The sequence below is a fragment of the Hominimerdicola aceti genome (assembly GCF_025567495.1).
In the GTDB taxonomy this organism is placed as follows: domain Bacteria; phylum Bacillota; class Clostridia; order Oscillospirales; family Ruminococcaceae; genus Hominimerdicola; species Hominimerdicola aceti.
In genome coordinates this window covers 16,080-37,964 of record NZ_JAOQJZ010000007.1, presented here as the reverse complement: position 1 = coordinate 37,964, position 21,885 = coordinate 16,080, and the positions used below count along the sequence as shown (strand labels likewise).

At 45.0% G+C, this 21,885-nt stretch carries 35 protein-coding genes; all 35 read left to right on the top strand.

Annotated elements, in window-relative coordinates; translation table 11 throughout:
• The first annotated feature begins 244 nt into the window (after positions 1–244).
• The 35 genes from rpmG (at position 245) to infA (ending at position 21,865) form a co-directional block, all read left to right on the top strand.
• A complete protein-coding gene (rpmG, locus tag OCV57_RS07960) occupies positions 245–394 on the top strand; it encodes a 50S ribosomal protein L33 (protein WP_002848320.1) in 150 nt (49 codons plus the stop codon).
• Between the two features lie 21 nt (positions 395–415).
• Positions 416–670 (top strand): preprotein translocase subunit SecE, encoded by a 255-nt coding sequence (gene secE, locus OCV57_RS07955; protein WP_022287006.1) that lies wholly within the window; start codon positions 416–418, stop codon positions 668–670.
• Positions 671–714: 44 nt separating this feature from the next.
• The gene (gene nusG / locus OCV57_RS07950) at positions 715–1,245 is read left to right on the top strand and encodes a transcription termination/antitermination protein NusG (protein WP_038672647.1); all 531 of its coding nucleotides are present in this window, start codon (positions 715–717) and stop codon (positions 1,243–1,245) included.
• A gap of 139 nt (positions 1,246–1,384) precedes the next feature.
• On the top strand, positions 1,385–1,810 hold the full coding sequence (rplK, locus tag OCV57_RS07945) for a 50S ribosomal protein L11 (RefSeq protein ID WP_022287004.1): 426 nt from the start codon (positions 1,385–1,387) through the stop codon (positions 1,808–1,810).
• Between the two features lie 104 nt (positions 1,811–1,914).
• Entirely contained in the window at positions 1,915–2,610 is a 696-nt protein-coding gene (gene rplA, locus OCV57_RS07940; protein ID WP_022287003.1) for a 50S ribosomal protein L1, read from the top strand.
• Between the two features lie 228 nt (positions 2,611–2,838).
• A complete protein-coding gene (locus tag OCV57_RS07935; protein ID WP_195551063.1) occupies positions 2,839–5,049 on the top strand; it encodes an alpha-galactosidase in 2,211 nt (736 codons plus the stop codon).
• Between the two features lie 177 nt (positions 5,050–5,226).
• A complete protein-coding gene (locus tag OCV57_RS07930; protein ID WP_267301082.1) occupies positions 5,227–7,515 on the top strand; it encodes a cellulose-binding protein in 2,289 nt (762 codons plus the stop codon).
• Positions 7,516–7,630: 115 nt separating this feature from the next.
• Positions 7,631–7,762, top strand: a complete 132-nt coding sequence (locus tag OCV57_RS07925; RefSeq protein WP_267301081.1) for a hypothetical protein — start codon at positions 7,631–7,633, stop codon at positions 7,760–7,762.
• A gap of 1 nt (position 7,763) precedes the next feature.
• Positions 7,764–8,426: a hypothetical protein gene (locus tag OCV57_RS07920; RefSeq protein WP_267301080.1), complete on the top strand. Its 663-nt coding sequence runs from the start codon at positions 7,764–7,766 to the stop codon at positions 8,424–8,426.
• Positions 8,427–9,180: 754 nt separating this feature from the next.
• Positions 9,181–9,495: a 30S ribosomal protein S10 gene (rpsJ, locus tag OCV57_RS07915; RefSeq protein ID WP_022286999.1), complete on the top strand. Its 315-nt coding sequence runs from the start codon at positions 9,181–9,183 to the stop codon at positions 9,493–9,495.
• Positions 9,496–9,589: 94 nt separating this feature from the next.
• Entirely contained in the window at positions 9,590–10,225 is a 636-nt protein-coding gene (rplC, locus tag OCV57_RS07910) for a 50S ribosomal protein L3 (RefSeq protein ID WP_022286998.1), read from the top strand.
• A gap of 17 nt (positions 10,226–10,242) precedes the next feature.
• Positions 10,243–10,866: a 50S ribosomal protein L4 gene (rplD, locus tag OCV57_RS07905; protein WP_038672642.1), complete on the top strand. Its 624-nt coding sequence runs from the start codon at positions 10,243–10,245 to the stop codon at positions 10,864–10,866.
• The gene (rplW, locus tag OCV57_RS07900; RefSeq protein ID WP_038672640.1) at positions 10,866–11,156 is read left to right on the top strand and encodes a 50S ribosomal protein L23; all 291 of its coding nucleotides are present in this window, start codon (positions 10,866–10,868) and stop codon (positions 11,154–11,156) included. The genes rplD and rplW overlap by 1 nt, the downstream gene beginning before the upstream one ends.
• A 193-nt stretch (positions 11,157–11,349) precedes the next feature.
• Positions 11,350–12,183 carry a 50S ribosomal protein L2 gene (gene rplB / locus OCV57_RS07895; RefSeq protein WP_022286995.1) on the top strand — a complete coding sequence of 278 codons (834 nt, stop codon included), beginning with the start codon at positions 11,350–11,352 and terminating at the stop codon, positions 12,181–12,183.
• Positions 12,184–12,206: 23 nt separating this feature from the next.
• Positions 12,207–12,488, top strand: a complete 282-nt coding sequence (gene rpsS, locus OCV57_RS07890) for a 30S ribosomal protein S19 (RefSeq protein WP_022286994.1) — start codon at positions 12,207–12,209, stop codon at positions 12,486–12,488.
• A gap of 19 nt (positions 12,489–12,507) precedes the next feature.
• A complete protein-coding gene (rplV, locus tag OCV57_RS07885; RefSeq protein WP_022286993.1) occupies positions 12,508–12,843 on the top strand; it encodes a 50S ribosomal protein L22 in 336 nt (111 codons plus the stop codon).
• A gap of 20 nt (positions 12,844–12,863) precedes the next feature.
• Positions 12,864–13,646 (top strand): 30S ribosomal protein S3, encoded by a 783-nt coding sequence (gene rpsC, locus OCV57_RS07880; protein WP_022286992.1) that lies wholly within the window; start codon positions 12,864–12,866, stop codon positions 13,644–13,646.
• On the top strand, positions 13,646–14,077 hold the full coding sequence (gene rplP, locus OCV57_RS07875; protein WP_022286991.1) for a 50S ribosomal protein L16: 432 nt from the start codon (positions 13,646–13,648) through the stop codon (positions 14,075–14,077). Before rpsC ends, rplP begins: the two co-directional genes overlap by 1 nt.
• A complete protein-coding gene (gene rpmC, locus OCV57_RS07870) occupies positions 14,077–14,274 on the top strand; it encodes a 50S ribosomal protein L29 (protein ID WP_022286990.1) in 198 nt (65 codons plus the stop codon). Before rplP ends, rpmC begins: the two co-directional genes overlap by 1 nt.
• Positions 14,275–14,295: 21 nt before the next feature.
• Positions 14,296–14,556 (top strand): 30S ribosomal protein S17, encoded by a 261-nt coding sequence (gene rpsQ / locus OCV57_RS07865; protein ID WP_022286989.1) that lies wholly within the window; start codon positions 14,296–14,298, stop codon positions 14,554–14,556.
• Between the two features lie 73 nt (positions 14,557–14,629).
• A complete protein-coding gene (gene rplN, locus OCV57_RS07860; protein ID WP_022286988.1) occupies positions 14,630–14,998 on the top strand; it encodes a 50S ribosomal protein L14 in 369 nt (122 codons plus the stop codon).
• A 17-nt stretch (positions 14,999–15,015) separates the two neighbouring features.
• Positions 15,016–15,339: a 50S ribosomal protein L24 gene (gene rplX / locus OCV57_RS07855; RefSeq protein WP_022286987.1), complete on the top strand. Its 324-nt coding sequence runs from the start codon at positions 15,016–15,018 to the stop codon at positions 15,337–15,339.
• 16 nt (positions 15,340–15,355) lie between these two features.
• Positions 15,356–15,898, top strand: a complete 543-nt coding sequence (gene rplE, locus OCV57_RS07850; RefSeq protein ID WP_022286986.1) for a 50S ribosomal protein L5 — start codon at positions 15,356–15,358, stop codon at positions 15,896–15,898.
• A gap of 14 nt (positions 15,899–15,912) precedes the next feature.
• Entirely contained in the window at positions 15,913–16,098 is a 186-nt protein-coding gene (locus tag OCV57_RS07845; protein WP_022286985.1) for a type Z 30S ribosomal protein S14, read from the top strand.
• Positions 16,099–16,114: 16 nt separating this feature from the next.
• Entirely contained in the window at positions 16,115–16,513 is a 399-nt protein-coding gene (rpsH, locus tag OCV57_RS07840) for a 30S ribosomal protein S8 (protein WP_022286984.1), read from the top strand.
• A 13-nt stretch (positions 16,514–16,526) separates the two neighbouring features.
• On the top strand, positions 16,527–17,078 hold the full coding sequence (gene rplF / locus OCV57_RS07835; protein WP_022286983.1) for a 50S ribosomal protein L6: 552 nt from the start codon (positions 16,527–16,529) through the stop codon (positions 17,076–17,078).
• 18 nt (positions 17,079–17,096) lie between these two features.
• The gene (rplR, locus tag OCV57_RS07830) at positions 17,097–17,456 is read left to right on the top strand and encodes a 50S ribosomal protein L18 (protein ID WP_022286982.1); all 360 of its coding nucleotides are present in this window, start codon (positions 17,097–17,099) and stop codon (positions 17,454–17,456) included.
• A gap of 15 nt (positions 17,457–17,471) precedes the next feature.
• Entirely contained in the window at positions 17,472–17,972 is a 501-nt protein-coding gene (rpsE, locus tag OCV57_RS07825; RefSeq protein WP_022286981.1) for a 30S ribosomal protein S5, read from the top strand.
• 14 nt (positions 17,973–17,986) lie between these two features.
• Positions 17,987–18,163 carry a 50S ribosomal protein L30 gene (rpmD, locus tag OCV57_RS07820; protein WP_022286980.1) on the top strand — a complete coding sequence of 59 codons (177 nt, stop codon included), beginning with the start codon at positions 17,987–17,989 and terminating at the stop codon, positions 18,161–18,163.
• A gap of 15 nt (positions 18,164–18,178) precedes the next feature.
• On the top strand, positions 18,179–18,619 hold the full coding sequence (rplO, locus tag OCV57_RS07815; protein WP_022286979.1) for a 50S ribosomal protein L15: 441 nt from the start codon (positions 18,179–18,181) through the stop codon (positions 18,617–18,619).
• Positions 18,620–18,621: 2 nt separating this feature from the next.
• On the top strand, positions 18,622–19,917 hold the full coding sequence (gene secY / locus OCV57_RS07810; RefSeq protein WP_022286978.1) for a preprotein translocase subunit SecY: 1,296 nt from the start codon (positions 18,622–18,624) through the stop codon (positions 19,915–19,917).
• 38 nt (positions 19,918–19,955) lie between these two features.
• Positions 19,956–20,588 (top strand): adenylate kinase, encoded by a 633-nt coding sequence (locus OCV57_RS07805; RefSeq protein ID WP_267301074.1) that lies wholly within the window; start codon positions 19,956–19,958, stop codon positions 20,586–20,588.
• Positions 20,589–20,604: 16 nt separating this feature from the next.
• Positions 20,605–21,351, top strand: a complete 747-nt coding sequence (gene map / locus OCV57_RS07800) for a type I methionyl aminopeptidase (protein ID WP_022286976.1) — start codon at positions 20,605–20,607, stop codon at positions 21,349–21,351.
• Positions 21,348–21,647 carry a KOW domain-containing RNA-binding protein gene (locus OCV57_RS07795; RefSeq protein WP_022286975.1) on the top strand — a complete coding sequence of 100 codons (300 nt, stop codon included), beginning with the start codon at positions 21,348–21,350 and terminating at the stop codon, positions 21,645–21,647. Before map ends, OCV57_RS07795 begins: the two co-directional genes overlap by 4 nt.
• Entirely contained in the window at positions 21,647–21,865 is a 219-nt protein-coding gene (gene infA, locus OCV57_RS07790; RefSeq protein ID WP_022286974.1) for a translation initiation factor IF-1, read from the top strand. The genes OCV57_RS07795 and infA overlap by 1 nt, the downstream gene beginning before the upstream one ends.
• The last annotated feature ends 20 nt before the right edge of the window (positions 21,866–21,885 follow it).

The window sequence follows — 21,885 nt, the reverse complement described above, 5'->3', positions numbered from 1 at the left end:
TCGACAAACGATAAAATTTACAAAAAATTAATAAAATTCTTTGACAAATGATTGACAAAGAAGAACACAGATGTTATAATTGTAGTACCTCTTTATGAGGTCTATTTTTTTGCGCTCTTTTTTTGAGCGTAAAAAAGCATAAGTTACCTCAGGGCTGTGTGACAGCTTGCGTGAAAACGTATGAGGGAGGCAGACGTACCCTGAATGTTCTTGCGGGGTATAAATTTCGTCAGGAGGTGCCGAAATGAGAGTAAAAATTACACTTGCTTGTACTGAGTGTAAGCAGAGAAACTACAACACTAAGAAGAACAAGAAGAATGACCCTGACAGACTTGAAATGAACAAGTATTGCAAGTTCTGTAAGAAACACACTCTTCACAAAGAGACTAAGTAATATTGAAAGGAGCTATTTCTAATGGCTAAAAAAACAGATGTTACTAAGTCTTCAAAAAAGGATACCGGCAAGGATCAGAAGAAAAAGGGCGGAATAAGAAAATATTTCAGAGAGCTTAAAGCTGAAATGAAAAAGGTCGTTTGGCCTACAAGACAGCAGGTGACTAAGAATACGGGAGTTGTTCTCTCGGTAATGGTCGTTATGGCTCTGTTCCTTTTCGGCGTTGATTCAGGTCTGGGTGCAGCTATCAAGGCTATCCTTAAGATCGGCGGCTAAGCCGTCACAGCGGTTTTGACAACATCAATATGGAGGTAAGAAACATGTCAGAAGAAGCAAAGTGGTATGTTGTTCACACTTATTCAGGTTATGAGAATAAGGTAAAAAGCAATATTGAAAAGGTTGTTGAAAACCGAAACCTTCAGGATCTGATCCCTGAGGTAATGATCCCAATGGAGGAAGTTACCGAAGTAAAGGGCAATAAGATCGACAAGGGCGACAGAAAGCTTTTTCCAAGCTATGTGCTTGTAAAAATGGTGCTTACAGACGATTCATGGTATATCGTTAGAAATACCAGAGGCGTTACGGGCTTCGTTGGTCCTGCGTCAAAGCCTGTTCCGCTGACCGATAAAGAGGTCGCTGCACTGGGTGTTGACACACAGAGAAGCGCTAACGTTCAGGTCGGCTTCAAGGAAGGCGACAACGTCGTTGTAACAGCAGGCTCATTCGAGGGCTTCACAGGAGTTGTGGAGAAATTCGATATGGAAGCACAGACGGCAGACGTCAGAGTATCTATGCTGGGCAGAGAAACAACCGTTACTATGCCGCTGACACAGATAAAGTCTGAGGAATAAGGAAAAAGGCGGTAAAACCCCGCAAACATTCGTGAAAATGGAAGCAAAGCCGTCAATGACGGTTCGGATATACGGCTTCCGGAAACGTGGGAGAGCGTATGGCGCTCGCCTTACCACTTAATTATGGAGGTGCGAACAAATGGCACAGAAGGTAGTAGGCTATATTAAGCTTCAGATTCCAGCAGGAAAGGCAACTCCTGCACCACCGGTTGGTCCAGCTCTTGGTCAGCACGGTGTAAACATCATGGCGTTCACAAAGGATTTTAACGAGAGAACTAAGAACGATATCGGTCTTATCATCCCTGTTGTTATCACAGTTTACGCAGACAGATCATTCACATTCATCACCAAGACTCCTCCGGCAGCAGTTCTCATCAAGAAGGCTTGCAAGATCGAGTCAGGTTCCGGTGTTCCTAACAAGACTAAGGTCGCAACTATCACAAAAGAGCAGCTTCAGAAGATCGCTGAGCAGAAGATGCCTGACCTGAACGCAGCAAACATCGAGAGTGCTATGAGCATGATCGCTGGTACATGCCGTTCAATGGGCGTTGTAGTTGAGGACTAATCAATCGTACTGTGCATTCATGCACGGCAATGGTGGGAGGAATTTTCCGCTAACCGACTAGATATCCACTGTCGGTATTACCACTTAATGAGGAGGAAATATTAATGAAACATGGCAAGAAGTATGTTGACAGCTTCAAGGCTATCGACAAGGCTAAGCAATATGACGCTCCTGAGGCTCTGGAACTTGCAGCTAAGGGTGCTAAGGCAAAGTTCGATGAAACTATCGAGCTTCACATTCGTCTGGGCGTTGACTCAAGACACGCTGATCAGCAGGTAAGAGGTGCTGTTGTACTTCCAAACGGAACTGGTAAGACTGTAAGAGTTTGCGTATTCTGTAAGGAAGACAAGTACGAGGCTGCTAAGGCAGCAGGCGCTGACTATGTTGGCGGCATGGATCTCGTTGAGAAGATCACAAAGGAAAACTGGATGGATTTTGACGTTGTAGTTGCTTCACCTGACATGATGGGTGTTGTAGGACGTCTTGGTAAGATCCTCGGACCTAGAGGACTTATGCCAAACCCAAAGGCAGGAACTGTTACTCCAGACGTAGCTAAGGCTGTTACAGAGGCTAAGGCTGGTAAGATCGAGTATCGTCTTGATAAGACAAACATCATTCACTGCCCTATCGGTAAGGCTTCATTCGGTGTTGAGAAGCTCGAGCAGAACTTCAACACACTTATCAACGCTGTTGTAAAGGCTAAGCCAGCCGCTGCTAAGGGTCAGTACCTTAAGAGCGTAGTTGTAGCTTCTACAATGGGCCCTGGTATCAAGATCAGCACTGCTAAGTACGGCAACTAATCTGATAACAGATAAATATTGAATTTTTAAGGGACTTGTGCTAAATGCATAAGTCCCTTTTTTATATATTCCCACAATTTGAACCACCCGTGTTCAAATATTTGCATTATCAAGAAAAATTAACAAAATAATTTTCAAAGTAATCGTTTTACCCTGTTGCATTATTTTTTCTATGTGTTATAATATCAATGAGCCGTAAGGTTCAGATTTTTGCAAGGAGTGATAATTATCAATATCTTTTATAACGAAAAAGATAAGGCTTTCAAGCTGAGAGCCAATAATACAGACTATATGATGAAGGTCTGCGAGGAGGGCTACCTCGCTCACGTTTACTATGGAAATAAAGTCCCTGACGAAGATCTGACGTATCTTCTCCGTCTTGACGAAAGCCCTTTTACCCCTGCCACTAACGACCGTGACAGAGCAAGCTTTATGGATACTCTGCCTTTTGAATATCCATGCTTCGGTCTTGGTGATTACAGAGAGTCTGCTTTCAAAATAATGGACGCTGACGGTATGTCGACTAGCGATCTGAGATATGTTTCTCATAAAATGTATGAGGGCAAACCAAAGCTTGAGGGTCTGCCTGCTACTTTCGCTACTGAGGAAAGCGGTTGTTCAACTCTCGAGATAACAATGTATGATAAGTATGCCGATATCGAAGTCGTTCTTATCTACACAGCTTTCGATAAGCTTGACGTTATCACACGTTCCGCTGTTATCACAAACAAGAGCGAAAAGCCGTTCAAGATAACAAGAGCCCTTTCAGCTTGCGTTGATTTTGATACAGACAAAATGGATATGATTACACTCAACGGCTCATGGGCTAGAGAAAGAGCTGTTGAAAGATGCAGACTTCACCATGGTAAACAGCTTGTTGATTCCTGCAGGGGCGAATCATCACATCAGAACAATCCGTTCGTTGCTCTTTGCGACAATAACGCTGACGAGGATAAGGGCGAGGTTTTCGGTTTCAACTTTGTTTACTCTGGAAACTTCTATGCTCAGGCAGAAGTGACTCAGCATAAGAAAACTCGTTTCCTTATGGGTATAAATCCTCTTGACTTCGAGTGGCTTCTGGAAAAGGGCGAAAGCTTCACTTGCCCTGAGGTAGTAATGGTGCACTCTGACGAGGGTATAGGCAAAATGTCAAGAACTTTCCATGACCTCTATAGAAACAACCTTATCAGAGGCGAGTATAAGGATAAAAGACGTCCGATACTCATTAACAACTGGGAAGCTACTTACTTTAATTTCGATACTGACAAGCTTATAGATATCGCTAAGGAAGCTTCAAAGCTTGGTATAGAAATGCTTGTTATGGACGACGGCTGGTTCGGTCATAGAGATTCTGATAACTCATCACTGGGCGATTGGTTCGTTTATGAGAAGAAGCTCATGGGCGGTCTTAAATATCTTGTTGACGAGGTAAATAAGCTTGGCATGAAGTTCGGCATTTGGTTCGAGCCTGAAATGATATCCCCTGACTCTGAGCTTTATAAGGCTCACCCAGACTGGGCTATCCAGATAAAGGGCAGACCTTTGACCCTTTGCAGAGAGCAGTATGTCCTTGACTATTCAAGAAAAGAAGTCAGAGATTACGTTTATGGCATGATGAAGAAGATTCTCGACAGTGCGAATATCGAGTACATAAAGTGGGATATGAACAGACAGCTCACAGAGGTCGGCTCGGCTACCCTGCCTGCTGAAAGACAGAGAGAGCTGTGGCATAGATACGTTCTCGGTGTTTATGACCTTATGGACAGACTTACAACAGATTATCCTCATATCCTGCTGGAGAACTGCTCAGGCGGCGGAGCAAGATTTGATCCCGGTATGCTTTACTACAGTCCACAGATATGGTGCTCTGATGATACAGACGCTATCGAAAGACTGAAGATACAGCACGGCACTTCAATGTGCTATCCATGCTCAGCAATGGGTGCGCACGTTTCCGATTGCCCTAATCATACTGTTGGCAGAAACACTCCGTTCAAAACAAGAGGTCACGTTGCTATGGTGGGTACGTTCGGCTATGAGCTTGACGTAACAAGGATACCGCAGGAGGACAGGGACGCTATCCCAGCACAGATAGAGGAGTTCAACAAGTTCAACAAGCTTGTAAGAACAGGCGACCACTACAGAATAGGCAATATGTTTGAGGACAACACCTGGGACGCTTGGGAGTTCGTTGCAAAGGACAAGAGCGAAGCACTCTTTGAGTTCGTTCAGGTGCTTGGCAGACCAAACGAAAGATCAAGACGTATCAAGCTCAAAGGTCTTGAAGCTGACGCTTACTATTATGAGGAGAACGAGCCTGACAAAAAGATTTCAGGTGCGGCACTTATGAATGCAGGTATCAACATCGCAAAGATGTGGAACGGCGACGGACTTTATGGCGACTTCTGCTCAAAGATTCTTCATTTTATAAAGGTGTAAGAGCAAAGCGTTTGTCAAAGTTGTGGTAAGTTTAGATAAATACACAAAAGACTATTGACAATTTGAAGATATTGTAGTACAATAATTGTGAAATAAGTTCAAATTTTAAAGGTGGAGTTCTTCCACCTTTAAATAACACAGAGATGTAAACGAATACAACTTGTAAGGAGAATTTTTATGAGGTTAAAAAAACTAATGGCAGTGGCTTGTGCCGCCGCCCTTACAGTGACAGCTTTCGCAGGCTGCTCAAAAAAGAACGATTCCTCCAGCGGCTCTGACAGCAAGGGCGACGCTAAGAAGGAGTATTACAACGCTCAGCCTGTTGACACTGGCTGGGAGTGGGGAAATGTCGAGATAGTTGACGGTGGTTTTATCCCTGACGTCATCTATAACCCTACTGAGGAGGGGCTTATCTACGCCAGAACAGATATGGGCGGCGCTTATAAGTATAATAAGGATACTCAGCGCTGGGAGTGCATAACAGATTGCTTTGGTGGCGACGATTGGAACTATAACGGAACAGAGAGCCTTGCAACTGACCCTGTTGAGCCAAACAGAGTTTATCTTGCGGCTGGTACATACTCCACAAACAACGGTGCAATATTTGCTTCTGACGATTACGGCAAGAACTGGACTATCTGCGAAATGCCTTTCGGCATGGGCGGTAACGAGGTCGGAAGAGGCTGTGGTGAAAGACTTCAGGTAGACCCTAACGATAACTCTATACTTTACTTCGGCTCAAGAGCTGACGGACTTTGGAAGTCCACAGACTATGGCGCAACATGGAACGAGGTCACTTCATTCCCTACAAAGGGCGGATATACTGAAGACGGATATTCTATCGGACTTACATTCGTGGCATTCGATAAATCAAGCTCTGAAAAGGGTCAGGCAACAAAGACAATAATCGTTGGCTCAGCAGGAACACAGGGGGATTATCTCTATCGTTCTGATGACGCAGGCGAAACCTGGACAGCTATCCCTAATCCAAAGTCTGAGGCTACAGGCGACAAGACCGAGAAGCTCAAGCCTTGTCAGGGCGAGATATCTTCTGACGGATATCTCTATTCAACATGGTCTTATAAGGTAGGACCAAACGGTGCTTCTGACGGAGCGGTTCAGAAGTATAACCTTAAAACAGGCGAGTGGACAGAGATAACTCCTGAGAGATCTTATACTTGCGGTTACAATGGTATCTCAGTAAACCCTAACGACCCTAACATGATAGTATGCACAACTCTTGACCTTTGGGCATATTACGACAACCTTTTCGTTTCCTATGACGGAGGCGAAACTTGGAACGGCATTTGGGGCAGTGACGAGAACGGCAAAGAGGTAAACAACTTTAATCTCGATATAAGCAATGCTCCTTGGCTGGATTGGCAGGGACAGCTCAAGCCGGGCTGGTGGATGACAGGCGTTGCTATCAACCCGTTCAACCCAGATGAGGTTCTTTACACAACAGGTGCAACTATCTTCGGCACATCAAATCTTTCAAAGATAAAGGACGAGCCTGTTGACATAAGCGTAAAGGCAATGGGCATTGAAATGACAGCTATCTTTGACTTCGTTTCACCTCTCGATAATGGCGAGGGTACTCCTGAGCTTTATTCCACAATGGGTGACCTTTACGGATTCCGCCATGATGATGTAACAAAAGCTCCGCAGGAGCATTATGGCGACTTCAAGGCGACCTCTATAGACTGTGCGGCACAGGATTATAAGATAGTAGTAAGAGCGACAGACGACGGTGACGGCTCAGTTTACTATTCAACAGACGCATCCGAAACCTGGCAGGCTGTTGAAACTCTCCCAGAGGGAGTTGGCAAAAAAGCAGGCGGCACAGCTAAGCTTTCCGCTGACGGCAAGACCATTTTCTATCAGAGCGGCACAACAGGCGTTGCTGCGGCAGTAACAAGCGATTTTGGCAAAACATGGACTACCTGCGAGGGACTTCCTGCCGGTGCAGTTATTGAAACAGATAAGGTAAATCCTGATAAGTTCTACGGCTCATATGACGGAACGTTCTATATGAGCACAGACGGCGGAAAAACTTTCAGCCCTATAGCAAATATGCTCGTTTCAGCAACATCAATAAAAGCTTGTCCTGATACAGAGGGCGACCTTTGGATACCTGTAGGTGCGGGCGGAGTTTACTATCTTGACTCATCAACAGGCACTCTCGCTCCTACATCTCAGGACGTTACACTGTGCGATGCTATCGGTCTTGGTAAGGCTGAAAAAGACGGCGACTACATGGCACTCTACATGATGGGCGAGGCAAACGGCGATGGTTACGGCATTTATATGTCAGCCGACAAGGGAGTAACATGGAAGCGTATCAATGATGACACACAGAAGTGGGGTAACGTTAGAAAGATAATCAGCGGCGACCCTAAGGTATACGGCAGAGTTTATGTAGGCACTGACGGACGTGGTATCATTATGGGAAACGTTAAGCAGTAATATATTATAATATAGCGAACAGAGCGGTGCAGATAGTGCCGCTCTGTTTTTGTCTTTTCCCGAATGCAAAGCATTTCTGCACATTGCATAAGTGAATAAAATCGGAAGTGCAAATTTGTGCATTGTTATGATAAATCTTAAAATCATCTTAGCAAAATTACAAATGCTTGCATTTGGTGCAGATTTTTGTTATTATGTTACTGTAAGAACAGATCAGAAGATACAGACAACAGAAAGGGGCGCTTGATATGAACGATACAAATATAAAAAATATAAACGAAGCATATGAAGCTTATGAAGAGCCGAAAAAGAAGGTGTATGTAAAGCTGCTGATATTCCTTGCGCTGATAGCGGCGCTGGTCATATGTTGGGGGCTGAAAATCGTGACGTTTTATTACAAAACTCACGGCATAGGGGGATACTATTTTTATAAGGGCTGTGATGCGGAGGTCGTCCACCAACTGCCAGAGGGTCTCACTGACGAGGATATCTCAAATGCGGTGATAATGCGCACATACAATAGAGGCGAAGCAAATGACTATGAGAATGCAGGCAAAAACGACTTTTTTGTGGAATCCCATTATCTTATGGGCGTGCAGAGTATCGACGATGAGACCTGCAAGGTCTATATACTGAGCAATGACGGACATTATAAAGGTGCAGGCAATATGTACAGCGGCGGTCTGGTCGTAAGAATGTTGGACTTTAAAAAGCAGGACGACAATTGGACAATGACCAAGATGTGGGAGCCGAGAGGCGGAGCAATGTATGAAGGCTCGATCAGGGAAACTATCCCCTCTGAGCTTGCTGATCTTATATTCAGCGATGAGGAAACAGAGATCAAAAAGACGATCACCGATGAAACGGAAGAGAAGGTCAAGGCGTACTATAACACTGACGAAGTGGCGTAATATAAACTTTGTATAACATGATACAGCAAAATGGGACGTCGAGGACGATGTCCCCCTATACCATACCTCTTGTAAGGGCGACCTGTGGTCGCCCGTTCTTTTGGCGATAGCAAAATTATTGCGATAAATAGTAGCATTTTACCCTGCTAAAGCCCCGAAAAACCGACTTTTATAACGAATATGAATAAAATGTAGCGGCAAATGATACTCATAGTGAAATTTGTGCAATGTGCATATAAACACGTTAAGAAGTCGATGAAAATTCTATATTGTAATTTGTCTGTAACCGCTTGCAAATGGGGTAAAAGTAGTGTATAATAATACTTGCGTGACTGCACAGTGTATTTAATGTACACGATGATGATATGCGATGAAGCGGAAGGTTGCTGACAGTTGGTCAGGTAATTTCCGTGGAGTATGTCCGATTTTAAACCGGGCGACTGTTAATACCGAACACAGTATGTGCTTATGCTTCTTGCGATAGCGGACAAGGTCTGCTTTAGCGTGAGTATGTGTGATGCTGTGTGCGCTGTTTTCTGAGTCCGAAAGCCTTGTGGGTTTCGGAATTTTTTATGAGAACGGCAGGGAACACACGGCAGAGTGTAAACGGGTATCAACAGAAAGCTTTTAAAGCTCGAACCTGTCAATTGCGTAAGCGATCGGCACGCCTCGATCATTTACGCAATTGACTGAGGCTTGAGTGAAAGAAAGCTGCCCCCTAAACTTTTTTAATTTGCACAAGGAGGCGATTTAAGTGGCAGTCAATGAAAAGATCAGAATCAAGATCAAGGGTTACGAGCATGCGGTTGTAGATGCAGCTGCAGCAAAGATTGTTGAGGCTGTTAAGCGTTCAGGCGCACAGGTTTCAGGTCCTATCCCACTTCCTACAGACAAAGAGGTAATCACTATCCTCAGAGCTGTACACAAGTACAAGGATAGCCGTGAGCAGTTCGAGATGAGAACTCACAAGAGACTTATCGATGTTCTGAGACCTACAAAGGAAACAACAGCAGCTCTTGAAAATCTTGAACTTCCTGCAGGCGTTAACATTGTTATGGAGATCAAGTAATCTCCAAATGAGATCGCGTGCGATCTCAAAAAACATTTAACACGCAGGTCACGTCGGACAAGTCCGACCAATAACCACATAGGAGGAAAACATAATGCAAAAGGGAATCATCGGTAAGAAAATCGGTATGACACAGATTTTCGATGAAGCAGGAAAAGTAATTCCTGTAACAGTTGTTGAAGCTGGTCCTTGCGTTGTCGTTCAGAAGAAGACAGTTGAGAATGACGGCTATGAGGCTGTTCAGCTTGGCTATGGCGACATCAGAGCGAAGAGAGTAAACAAGCCTCTTCAGGGTCACTTCAAGAAGGCTGACGTTGCAATGAAGAGAACTCTTAAGGAGTTCAGACTTGCTGACACATCAGCTCTTAATGTTGGAGATATCGTAAAGGCTGACACATTTGCTGCAGGCGACATCGTTGATGTCAGCGGTACAAGCAAGGGTCACGGATTCTCCGGTACGATCAAGCGTCACAACAACTCAAGACTTAAGGAAACTCACGGTACAGGTCCTGTGCACAGACATGCAGGTTCTATGGGTGCTTGTTCATCACCTTCAAGAATCTTCAAGGGCAAGGGTATGCCTGGTCAGTACGGTAACGTAAAGGTAACTGTACAGAATCTTGAGATCGTCAAGGTAGACGCAGAAAACAATCTTATCGCAATCAAGGGCGCAATTCCTGGACCAAAGAACGGTACAGTTACAATTTGCGACTGCGTTAAGAAGGCTTAGTGGAAGGAGGAATCATAATGTCACAGATTTCAGTATTTGATATGACAGGCAAAAAGGTTGCCGACACTGAGCTTAACGATGCTATTTTCGGTATCGAGCCAAACAAGGCTATCATGCACGCTATGGTTGTAAATTATCTTGCAAACCAGAGACAGGGCACACAGTCAACTCTTACAAGAACAGAAGTAAGAGGCGGTGGTAGAAAGCCATGGAGACAGAAGGGAACAGGTCACGCAAGACAGGGTTCTATCAGAGCTCCACAGTGGGTACACGGTGGTGTTGCTCTCGGTCCTAAGCCAAGAGATTACAGCTATTCACTTAATAAAAAGGAAAGAAGACTCGGTATGAAGTCTGCACTTTCAACAAAGGTCGTTGACGAGAATCTCGTAGTTGTTGATTCAATCAAGCTCGAGAGCTACAAGACAAAGGCAGTTGTTGAGATGCTCAAGGCACTTGGTGCTGAGGGTAAGGCTCTCATCGTTACAGCAGAGTCTGACAAGACTGTTGTCAAGAGTGCAGCCAACATTCCTGGCGTTAAGACAGCTACTGTAAATACTCTCAGTGTTTACGACATTCTGAACTATGATAAGTTTATCGTTTCTTCAGAGGCTGTAAAGAAGATTGAGGAGGTTTACGCATAATGAGAACTGCTCAAGATATAATTTTAAAGCCAGTTATCACTGAAGACTCTATGGACAGACTTCAGGCTAACAGATACACTTTCAAGGTCGCTAAGGACGCTAACAAGATCGAGATCGCTAAGGCAGTTGAAGAGCTTTTCAACGTAAAGGTAGCTAAGGTAAACACGATCAGCGTTAAGGGTAAGCAGAAGAGAATGGGAAGAAGCGTAGGCTACAGACCAGACTGGAAAAAAGCGATCGTTACTCTTGAGGGTGACAAGACAATCGAATTCTTCGAGGGCTTGTTCTAAATCCTCTAAAAGAGGTGCAGCGTAAGGCTGCATTGCTCCGAAGAACTTCATGAATACCGAGAAGCCTTCGGAAAGGTCTTGCGAGGCGGCGAGGACCGCTCATCATTTCACCGCAGGACGTAAGTATGGAAGGGCGCTTGGCGTGAAAACGCTTTGACCTTTTCGCAAAACTCAGATAAGGAGTGAATTTCAAATGGCAATAAAGAGCTACAAGCCTACAACAGCCGGCAGAAGAGGTATGACAGTTACCGATTATTCCGAGCTTTCAAAGGTTGCTCCATGTAAGTCTCTGCTTGAGCCACTCAAGAAGAACTCAGGTAGAAACAGCTACGGTAGAATCACTGTTCGTCACAGAGGCGGCGGAGTAAGAAGAAAATACCGTGTAATTGATTTTAAGAGAAACAAACTCGATATGAACGCAACAGTTCTTACTATCGAGTACGATCCAAACCGTTCAGCATTCATTGCTCTTGTAGAGTATGAGGACGGCGAGAAGAGATACATCATCGCACCTTATGGTCTTAAGGTCGGTGACGTTATCAGAGCAGGCGCAGACGCAGACATCAAGCCTGGTAATGCACTTGCAATGATAAACATTCCTGTTGGTACTTTCATTCACAACATCGAGCTTTATCCTGGTAAGGGCGCACAGCTCGTTCGTTCAGCAGGAAACATGGCTCAGCTCATGGGTAAGGAAGACAACTACGCACTTGTAAGACTTCCTTCAGGCGAGATGAGAAAGGTCCCTGTAAACTGCATGGCTACAATCGGTCAGGTAGGAAACATCGACCATGAGAACGTAAATATCGGTAAGGCAGGTAGAAAGCGCCATATGGGCTGGAGACCTACCGTTAGAGGTTCTGTAATGAACCCATGCGATCACCCACACGGTGGTGGTGAGGGTCGTGCTCCAGTTGGTAGACCAACTCCAGTTACACCTTGGGGTAAGCCTACAATGGGATACAAGACCCGTGCTAAGCATCATCGCTCCGATAAGTTTATCGTAAAACGCAGAAACGGTAAGTAATGCTGAAAGGAGGCAGATGATCAATGGGTAGAAGTGTCAAGAAGGGACCATACGTACAGGAGGTCCTTTACAAGAGAGTTAAGGCAATGAACGATGCAGGCGAGAAGAAGGTGCTCAAGACATGGAGCAGAGCTTCTACAATATTCCCTGAATTCGTTGGTCACACATTCGCAGTTCACGACGGACGTAAGCACGTTCCTGTATATGTAACAGAGGACATGGTTGGTCACAAGCTGGGAGAGTTCGCTCCAACAAGAACATTCAAGGGTCATGCAGGTTCAAAGACCTCAAACAACGGTAAGTAGTGCGGAAGGAGGAATACAAATGGAAGCAAAAGCAATTCTGAGAAATGCTCGTATTGCTCCTCGTAAGGTACAGATCGTTCTCGATCTGATCAGAGGAAAAGACTATGATGTTGCAATGGCAACAGTAAAGCATACACCAAAGGCTGCAAGTGAATATCTTGAGAAGCTTCTGAAGTCCGCCGCTCACAACGCTGAGAACAACCATAACATGGATAAGAACAACCTTTACGTTGCAGAGTGCTATGTTTGTCCAGGACCGATAATGAAGAGAATCATGCCAAGAGCACAAGGCAGAGCATATAGAATCCTTAAGAGAACATCACACGTTACGATCGTTCTTAAGGAAAAGGAATAAGCTGAAAGAGGAGGTAAACTATGGGACAGAAAGTAAATCCACACGGACTTCGTGTCGGTGTGATTAAGAATTGGGACTCCCGCTGGTTTGCAGAAAAGGGTACTTTTGGCGATACACTGGTTGAGGATTACAACGTTCGTAACTTTATTCTTAAAGAGCTGAATACAAGATCAAAGAATCCAGCAGATAAGTGCGTATACGCCGGCGTTCCAAAAGTAGAGATCGAAAGATTTGCCGATAAGGACGGCGGTCAGAAGGTAAGAATCCACATCCACTGTGCAAAGCCTGGTATCGTAATAGGCAGAGGCGGCGCAGAGATCGAAAAGCTCCGTGCAAACGTTGAAAAGATGATCGGCAAGAGCGTTGCTATCAACATCGTTGAGGTAAAGCAGCCTGACATCAATGCACAGCTCGTTGCAGAAAAGATCGCACATGATCTTGAAGATAGAATCTCATTCAGAAGAGCAATGAAGCAGTCTATCGGCAGAGCAATGAAGCTCGGCGCTAAGGGTATCAAGGTTAGATGCGGCGGCCGTCTTGGCGGTGCAGAGATCGCTAGAGCAGAAACATACCACGAGGGTACAATTCCACTTCAGACGATCAGAGCTGACATCGACTATGGTACAGCTGAGGCACACACAACTTACGGTAGGATCGGCGTTAAGGTATGGATATACAGAGGCGAGGTTCTTAAGGGCGAAGTTGCTGCTTCAGACAAGAGAGAGTCAAACGACAGAAGACGCCAGAACAGAAATGGTAAGCGTGACTTCAATAAGGCTAAAAAAGAGGGAGGTAACAAGTAATGCTGCTTCCAAAGAGAGTTAAGTTCAGAAAACAGCACCGTGGCCGTATGACAGGAAAGGCTATGAGAGGTAACACAGTTTCTCACGGTGAGTATGGTCTTCAGGCTCTTCAGCCTGCTTGGATCACATCAAATCAGATCGAAGCTGCCCGTATCGCAATGACAAGATACATCAAGCGTGGTGGTCAGGTTTGGATCAAGATCTTCCCAGATAAGCCTGCAACAAGAAAGCCTCTTGGAACTCGAATGGGTAAAGGTAAGGGCGCACCTGAGTATTGGGTAGCCGTTGTTAAGCCAGGCAGAGTAATGTTCGAGATCGCAGGAGTACCTGAAGAGACAGCTAGAGAAGCAATGCGTCTTGCAATGCACAAGCTGCCTATCAAGTGTAAGTTCGTTAAAAGAGATACTCAAGAAACGGGTGGTGAGCAATAATGAAGGCTAATGAAATCAAGGATATGACAGTCGACGAGCTCAACAGCAAACTCGCTGAGCTCAAGCAGGAGCTTTTTAACCTTCGTTTCCAGCACGCTGTAAATCAGTTGGAGAATCCTAAGAGACTTCAGGCTGTGAAGAAGGATATTGCTCGTGTAAAGACATTCATTCGTAAGCAAGAGTCCAATGTTCAGTAATTTTCGAAGGGAGGATTAACTGTGAGCGAAGAGAGAAATTTGAGAAAAACCAGAGTTGGCGTTGTAGTTTCCAACAAGATGGATAAGACTATCGTAGTTGCTATCAAGGATAACGTACAGCATCCACTTTACAAGAAGATCATCAAGAGAACAGTTAAGCTTAAGGCACATGACGAAAACAATGTTTGCAATATAGGCGACAAGGTTGAAGTTATGGAAACAAGACCTCTGTCAAAGGACAAGAGATGGCGTCTTGTTAACGTTCTTGAGAAGGCTAAGTAATTAAAACGCAATAGTGCAGGTGGCAGATAACTTCTGCCGACCGCACGTTAAATTCTGAAAGGAGGAACGCACTGTGATACAAATGCAGACTTACCTGAAGGTAGCAGATAACTCCGGAGCAAAGGAGCTTATGTGCATCAGGGTACTCGGCGGAACACGCAGAAAGTATGCAAACATCGGTGACGTTGTAGTTTGTTCTGTTAAAAAGGCAACACCAGGCGGAGTTGTTAAAAAGGGCGACGTTGTTAAAGCAGTAATCGTTCGTTCAGCTAAGGGTCTTCGTCGTGCAGACGGCACATATATCCGTTTTGACGAAAACGCAGCTGTTATTATCAAAGAAGACAAGAACCCAAGAGGTACTCGTATATTTGGACCAGTAGCTAAGGAGCTCAGAGAGAAGGATTATATGAAGATCCTTTCACTTGCTCCAGAAGTTCTTTAATTGGAGGTGTCGTAACAATGAATAAGGTACACGTAAAAACAGGCGACACCGTCGTTATCCTCTCCGGTAAGGACAAGGGTAAGAAGGGCAAGGTCCTGGAAGTTTCCCCTAAGGAGGGAAAGGTAATCGTTGAGGGTCTTAACATTGCTACAAAGCACGTTAAGCCAAGACGTCAGGGCGAGCAGGGCGGCATAGTTGAGGCTGAGGCTGCAATGTACGCTTCAAAGGTACAGGCAGTTTGCCCTAAGTGCGGCAAGCCAACAAGAGTCGCTCATAAGTTCCTTGAGGACGGTACTAAAGTTAGAGTCTGCAAGAATGCAGACTGCGGCGAAGAATTTTAATTAGGAGGATATTACGATGGCTAGACTTAAAGAATATTATGTTAGCGACGTAGCTCCTGCTATGATGAAGAAATTCGAATACGCTAACGTTATGCAGATCCCAAAGCTTGATAAGGTAGTTATCAACGTGGGCTGCGGCGCAGATAAGGATAACAAGAAGGTTATCGATGCTATCATGACTGATCTGGCTGCTATCACAGGACAGAAGCCGATCGTTTGTAAGGCAAAGAAGTCCGTTGCTAACTTCAAGCTCAGAGACGGACAGATCATCGGTGTTAAGGTAACACTGAGAGCTGAGAAAATGTATGAATTCGTTGACAGACTTTTCAACGTAGCATTTCCTCGTGTAAGAGATTTCAGAGGTATCAACCCTAACTCTTTCGACGGCAGAGGCAACTACTCTACTGGTCTTAAGGAGCAGCTGATCTTCCCTGAGATCGAATACGATAAGATAGATAAGGTTCGTGGTATGGATATCAACTTTATCACAACTGCAAAAACTGATGAAGAGGCAAAGGAGCTGCTTTCACTTATGGGTGCTCCATTTGCTGATAAGTAAGAGGAGGATAAAAAATGGCTAAGAAGGCTATGATCAACAAACAGCAGGCTACGCCTAAATATTCCACTCGTGCTTACAACAGATGTAAGATCTGCGGAAGACCTCACGCTTATCTGAGAAAGTTCGGCGTTTGCCGTATCTGTTTCAGAGAGTTGGCTCACGAGGGTAAGATTCCGGGAGTTAAGAAGGCTAGTTGGTAAAAGGAGGTTAACACGCATGCAAATTACTGATACAATAGCGGATCTTCTTACAAGAATCCGTAACGCAAGTACTGCGAAGCACGCAACAGTTGACGTTCCTGCATCTAATATGAAGAAGTCTATTACACAGATCCTCGTAGACGAAGGATACGTTAAGGACTTCAAGATCATTGAAGACGGTAAGCAGGGTATCATTAGAATTACTCTTAAATATGACGAGAACAGAAATCCAGTCATCACAGGACTCAGAAGAGTATCAAAGCCTGGTCTGAGAATTTACGCAAGCTGCGAGGATATGCCAAAGGTTATAAAGGGTCTTGGCATTGCTATCGTATCTACTTCAAAGGGCGTTATCACAGACAAGAAGGCTAGAGAGCTGAATGTCGGCGGAGAAGTTCTCGCATTCATCTGGTAAGGAGGACTAAGTTATGTCAAGAATAGGTATTAAGCCAATTAGTGTTCCTGCAGGTGTAGAGGTTACTGTTGCAGACGGAAACGTAGTTACAGTAAAGGGTCCTAAGGGTTCACTCACAAAAGAGTTCCACAAGGATATGATTATAAAGTGTGCAGACGGCGTGATCACAGTAGAGCGTCCTTCAGAGGATAAGCTCCACAAGTCACTGCACGGTCTGACAAGAACACTCGTACACAACATGGTAGAGGGTGTTACAGAGGGTTTCGCAAAGAAGCTTGAGATCGTTGGTGTAGGTTACAGAGCACAGAAGCAGGGTAAGAACCTTGTTATGAACCTTGGTTTTTCTCATCAGGTAATCGTACCTGAAACAGATACTATCAAGATCGATGTACCTGACGCAAACCACATCGTAATTTCAGGTTGCGACAAGCAGGAAGTAGGTCAGTTTGCTTGTGAGATCCGTGAGAAGCGTCCACCAGAGCCTTATAAGGGTAAGGGTATTCGTTACGAAGGCGAGTATGTTATCCGTAAGGAAGGTAAGGCTGGTAAGGGCAGCAAGAAGTAATAAAAGGAGAGAATTACTATGGTTAAAAAGCTTGACAAGGCTAAGGCAAGAGCAAAAAGACATCAGAGAGTCCGCAACAAGATCAACGGAACAGCTGATTGTCCTCGCCTCAACGTATTCCGCTCCTCTAAGCATATTTATGCACAGGTTATCGACGACGTAAACGGCGTAACACTTTGCAGCGCTTCCTCAATGTCCAAGGACTTTGAAGGCAACGGCGGCAACAAGGAAGGCGCTCGTAAGGTCGGCGAAATGATCGCTCAGGCGGCTAAGGCAAAGGGCATCGAGAATGTCGTATTCGACAGAGGCGGCTACCTTTACCACGGACGTGTTCAGGAGTTGGCAGACGGAGCCCGTGAAGGCGGACTTAAGTTCTAAAGAGGAGGGTAAACATTGGCTTTAATAGATGCTTCAAACATGGAACTTACTGAAAAGGTCGTTGCAATTAACAGAGTATCAAAGACTGTTAAGGGCGGCCGTATAATGAAGTTCTCAGTCCTCGTAGTAGTAGGCGACGGAAACGGAGTAGTAGGTTTCGGAATCGGTAAATCAGGAGAAGTTCCTGACGCAATCAGAAAGGCAATCCAGGACGCCAAGAAGAACCTTATCAGAATTTCACTTAAGGGAACAACGATCCCACACGAAATTATCGGTAAGTTCGGTGCAGGCGAGGTTCTTCTCAAGCCTGCAGCACCAGGTACTGGAGTTATCGCAGGCGGCACAGTAAGAGCCGTTGTAGAAGCTGCTGGAATTAAGGATATCAGAGCTAAGCAGCTCCGTTCAAACAATCCTTACAACGCAGTAAGAGCTACAATAAGCGGTCTTGCTAACATCAGAAGCGCTGAAACAGTAGCAGCTCTCAGAGGCAAGACAGTTAAAGAAATTACAGGCTAAGGAGGATAACAGTTATGGCAATAAACATCGAACTGATAAAGAGCCTTAACGGAAGAAGCGATAAGCAGGTCGCTACCGCTAATTCACTGGGTCTCAGAAAAATCGGGGATAAGACTTGTCAGCCTGACAATCCTCAGACAAAGGGAAAGGTAAAGGTTATCTCCCATCTTATTAAAGTAACTGAAGCATAAGGAGGTGCAATCTGAATGAAACTGCACGAATTATCACCTGTTGCAGGCTCCGTAAAGGAGAGCAAGCGCAAGGGCAGAGGTCACGGTTCTGGTAACGGAAAGACCGCAGGCAAGGGACACAAGGGTCAGAAGGCTCGTTCCGGCGGAGGAATAAGACCGGGCTTTGAAGGCGGACAGACAATGCTCGCAAGAAGAATCCCTAAGCGTGGATTCAACAATATTTTCGCAACAAAGTATGCTATCGTAAATGTATCTGATCTTGATAGATTTGTTGACGGCACAGTTGTTGATACTGAGCTTCTTAAAGCTTCAGGCATCATCAAGAAGGAACTTGACGGCGTCAAGATCCTCGGAAACGGCGAATTAACTAAAAACCTTACCGTTAAGGCTGCTAAGTTCTCAGCAGCTGCTAAGGAAAAGATTGAAAAGGCAGGCGGGAAGGTTGAGGTGATGTAATTGTGATAGAGACATTTCGTAATGCCTGGAGAGTTCCGGAATTAAGAAAAAAACTTCTATTTACTTTTTTCATCATCATCATATACAGAGTCGGCGGTACAGTTCCTGTGCCTTACCTTGACTCAGTCGCATTGTCAGCATGGTTTGAACAGAGTGCTTCGTCAGGTGACTTTTTTAGCTATCTGAACGTTCTGTCAGGAGGTAACTTTTCAAAAGCTACTCTCTTGGCGCTCTCCGTTTCACCTTATATCAATGCACAAATTATCATTCAGCTTCTGACCTACGCTCTTCCACCGCTGGAAAGACTCCAGAAGGAAGGTCCTGAGGGTAGAAAGAAACTTAACAAGATAACAAAATACGCGTCACTTGCTATTGCTATCTTCCAGGCGTGGGCTTATTACCTCACCATGAAGAAAGCGGGTGCTTGTGTTTACACAGAGGGCTTTAGCAAGATATTCGCAGAGATAGTTATTATCGCTTGCTTTACAGCAGGTGCGTCACTGACGATCTGGCTTGGTGACGAGATAAACGAGAAGGGTATCGGAAACGGTATCTCAATGCTCCTGTTCGCAGGTATCATTGCAAGAGGTCCTTCAGCAGTTATCGGTCTGTTCGATTACATGAAGACAGGCGAGGCTAAGAACATCATTCTCGTAATTGCTATCCTTGTTGTATTCGTTCTGATGATAGGCTTTATCATCTTTATGAATGAGGCTGAAAGAAGAATACCGATACAGTACGCAAAGAGAGTAGTCGGCAGAAAACAGTACGGCGGTCAGAATACTTTTATTCCGATCAAGATCGCAATGAGCGGCGTTATGCCTATCATCTTTGCAATGGCTTTCATGTCACTGCCTTCAACACTCAAAATGTTCATTGAACCAAAGAGTGGAAGCTTCTACGATCACTTCCTTCACTGGTTCGAGTACACTCATCCGTTCTACGCTTGTCTGTACTTTGTGCTGATAATCGGCTTTAACTATTTCTATGTTTCAATGCAGTATAATCCACTTGAGATCGCAAACAACCTCAGACAGAACAACGGTGGTATCCCTGGTATCAGACCTGGTAGACCAACTTCCGATTATCTTAAGAAGGTTCTGTCAAAGATAACATTGGTAGGAGCTGTGTTCCTCGGAATAATCGCTATCTTCCCTATTATCTTCACTTCGATCACAAAGATGAATATTGCAATGGGCGGTACTTCGATACTCATCGTTGTATCAGTTGCTCTTGAAACTGCAAGAACTATGGAATCTCAAATGATGATGCGTCATCATAAGGGCTTCCTTGAATAAACCATAGGCTTTACGTTTGAGATAAAAAGGAGTTAAAAATGAATATCATTCTTTTAGGTGCTCCCGGTGCGGGAAAAGGAACTCAGGCTGAGGTTATCTGCAAGGCTCTGAACATTCCTACTATTTCTACAGGCAATATGCTCAGAGCGGCTGTTAAGGCTGGCACTGAGTACGGTCTCAAGGCTAAGGCTGCTATGGACGCAGGCGACCTTGTATCAGACGATATCGTAATTGGTATCCTTAAGGACAGGATCGCTGAGCCTGACGCTCAGAACGGTTTCATTCTGGACGGTTTCCCAAGAACAGTTCCTCAGGCTGAGGCTCTTGACGCTATGGGCGTTAAGATAGACAAGGTCATAGAGATATATGTTCCTGACGAGACTATTCAGCAGAGACTTTCAGGCAGAAGAGTTTGCCTCGACTGTGGCGCTACTTACCACACAGCTTTCAAGCCTTCAAAGGTAGAGGGCGTGTGCGATGTTTGCGGAAAGCCGATCGTTATCCGTAAGGACGACGAGCCTGCAACAGTTATCAGCAGACTTCAGACATATCACAAATCAACCGCTCCTCTTAAAGATTACTACGGTAAGCAGGGTAAGCTCGTTACTGTTGAGGGACAGGATAAGGTAGAGGACACTTCAAAGATTGTTCTCGAAGCTGTTAAGGCATAGATCCGAGGCGTTTTTAATGATATGCGTTAAATCCAATAAAGAGATCGAGAAAATGCAGAAGGCGGGCGCAATAACCGCCGGAGCATTGATCGCTGCGGGCGAGGCTATCAGACCGGGTATGACTACCTACGAGCTTGATAAAGTCGTTCACAGATATATCACTTCTCATGGTGCAAAGCCAAGCTTCCTTGGCTACGGCGGATTTCCAGGCTCAGCCTGCATTTCCGTCAACGATGAGATAATCCATGGTATCCCCGGTCCACGCAAGCTTTGCGAGGGCGACATAGTTTCAGTAGACGTTGGTGCTTACATTGACGGCTATCACGGAGATTCCTGCAAGACCTTTGCTGTAGGCAAGATTTCCCCTGAGGCAGAGGCTCTGATGAAGTCCACCGAAGAAAGTCTGTATCTTGCAATAGATATGGTAAAGCCAGGCGTTAGACTTGGCGACTTGGGTGCGGCCATTCAGAAATACAATGAGGACAACGGCTATTCCGTTGTAAGACAGTTCGTTGGTCACGGTGTGGGCAAAAACCTGCACGAAGATCCAGAAGTTCCAAACTATGGCAAGGCTGGTCACGGCATCAGACTTGTGGCAGGTATGGTAATAGCCATAGAGCCTATGATAAACATGGGTACGGCTGATATCAAGACAATGCCTGACGGTTGGACTGTCAAGACAAAAGACGGAAAGTGGGCGGCTCATTTTGAGCATACAATCGCAGTTACTCCTGACGGGGCAGTTATCCTGACCAAAGTATGACGGAGAAAAGCGTTGTAGATATACCGATCGGTTCAGTGGTGCTTGCGAACGCAGGCCGTGATAAGGGCAGATATTTTGTTGCGGTAGCTGCCAGCGGCGGTTTTGTGTATATCGCAGACGGCAAGGAGCGTAAGCTTGAAAAGCCAAAGCGTAAAAACATAAAACACATTTCACCTGCGGGCGTCAACATCAGCACTGATGAGCTGACAAACAGGAAATTAAGACGGCTGATACAAGGTTTTGACCCAAACCGTGTTACAGCAGACCAAAACCTTTTAGATGGGGAGGTTTTTTAATGTCAAAGGAAGACGTTATCGAACTTGAGGGAACGGTAATTGAGGCTAAGCCAAATGCAACGTTTCTGGTAGAACTTTCAAACGGTCATAAAATCCTTGCTCATATTTCGGGTAAGCTGCGTATGAATTATATTCGTATCGTACCCGGAGATAAGGTAACGGTCGAAATGTCACCGTATGACTTGACAAAGGGAAGAATCACATGGAGAGCTAAGTAAGCTTTCCCGTAAGTTTAAGA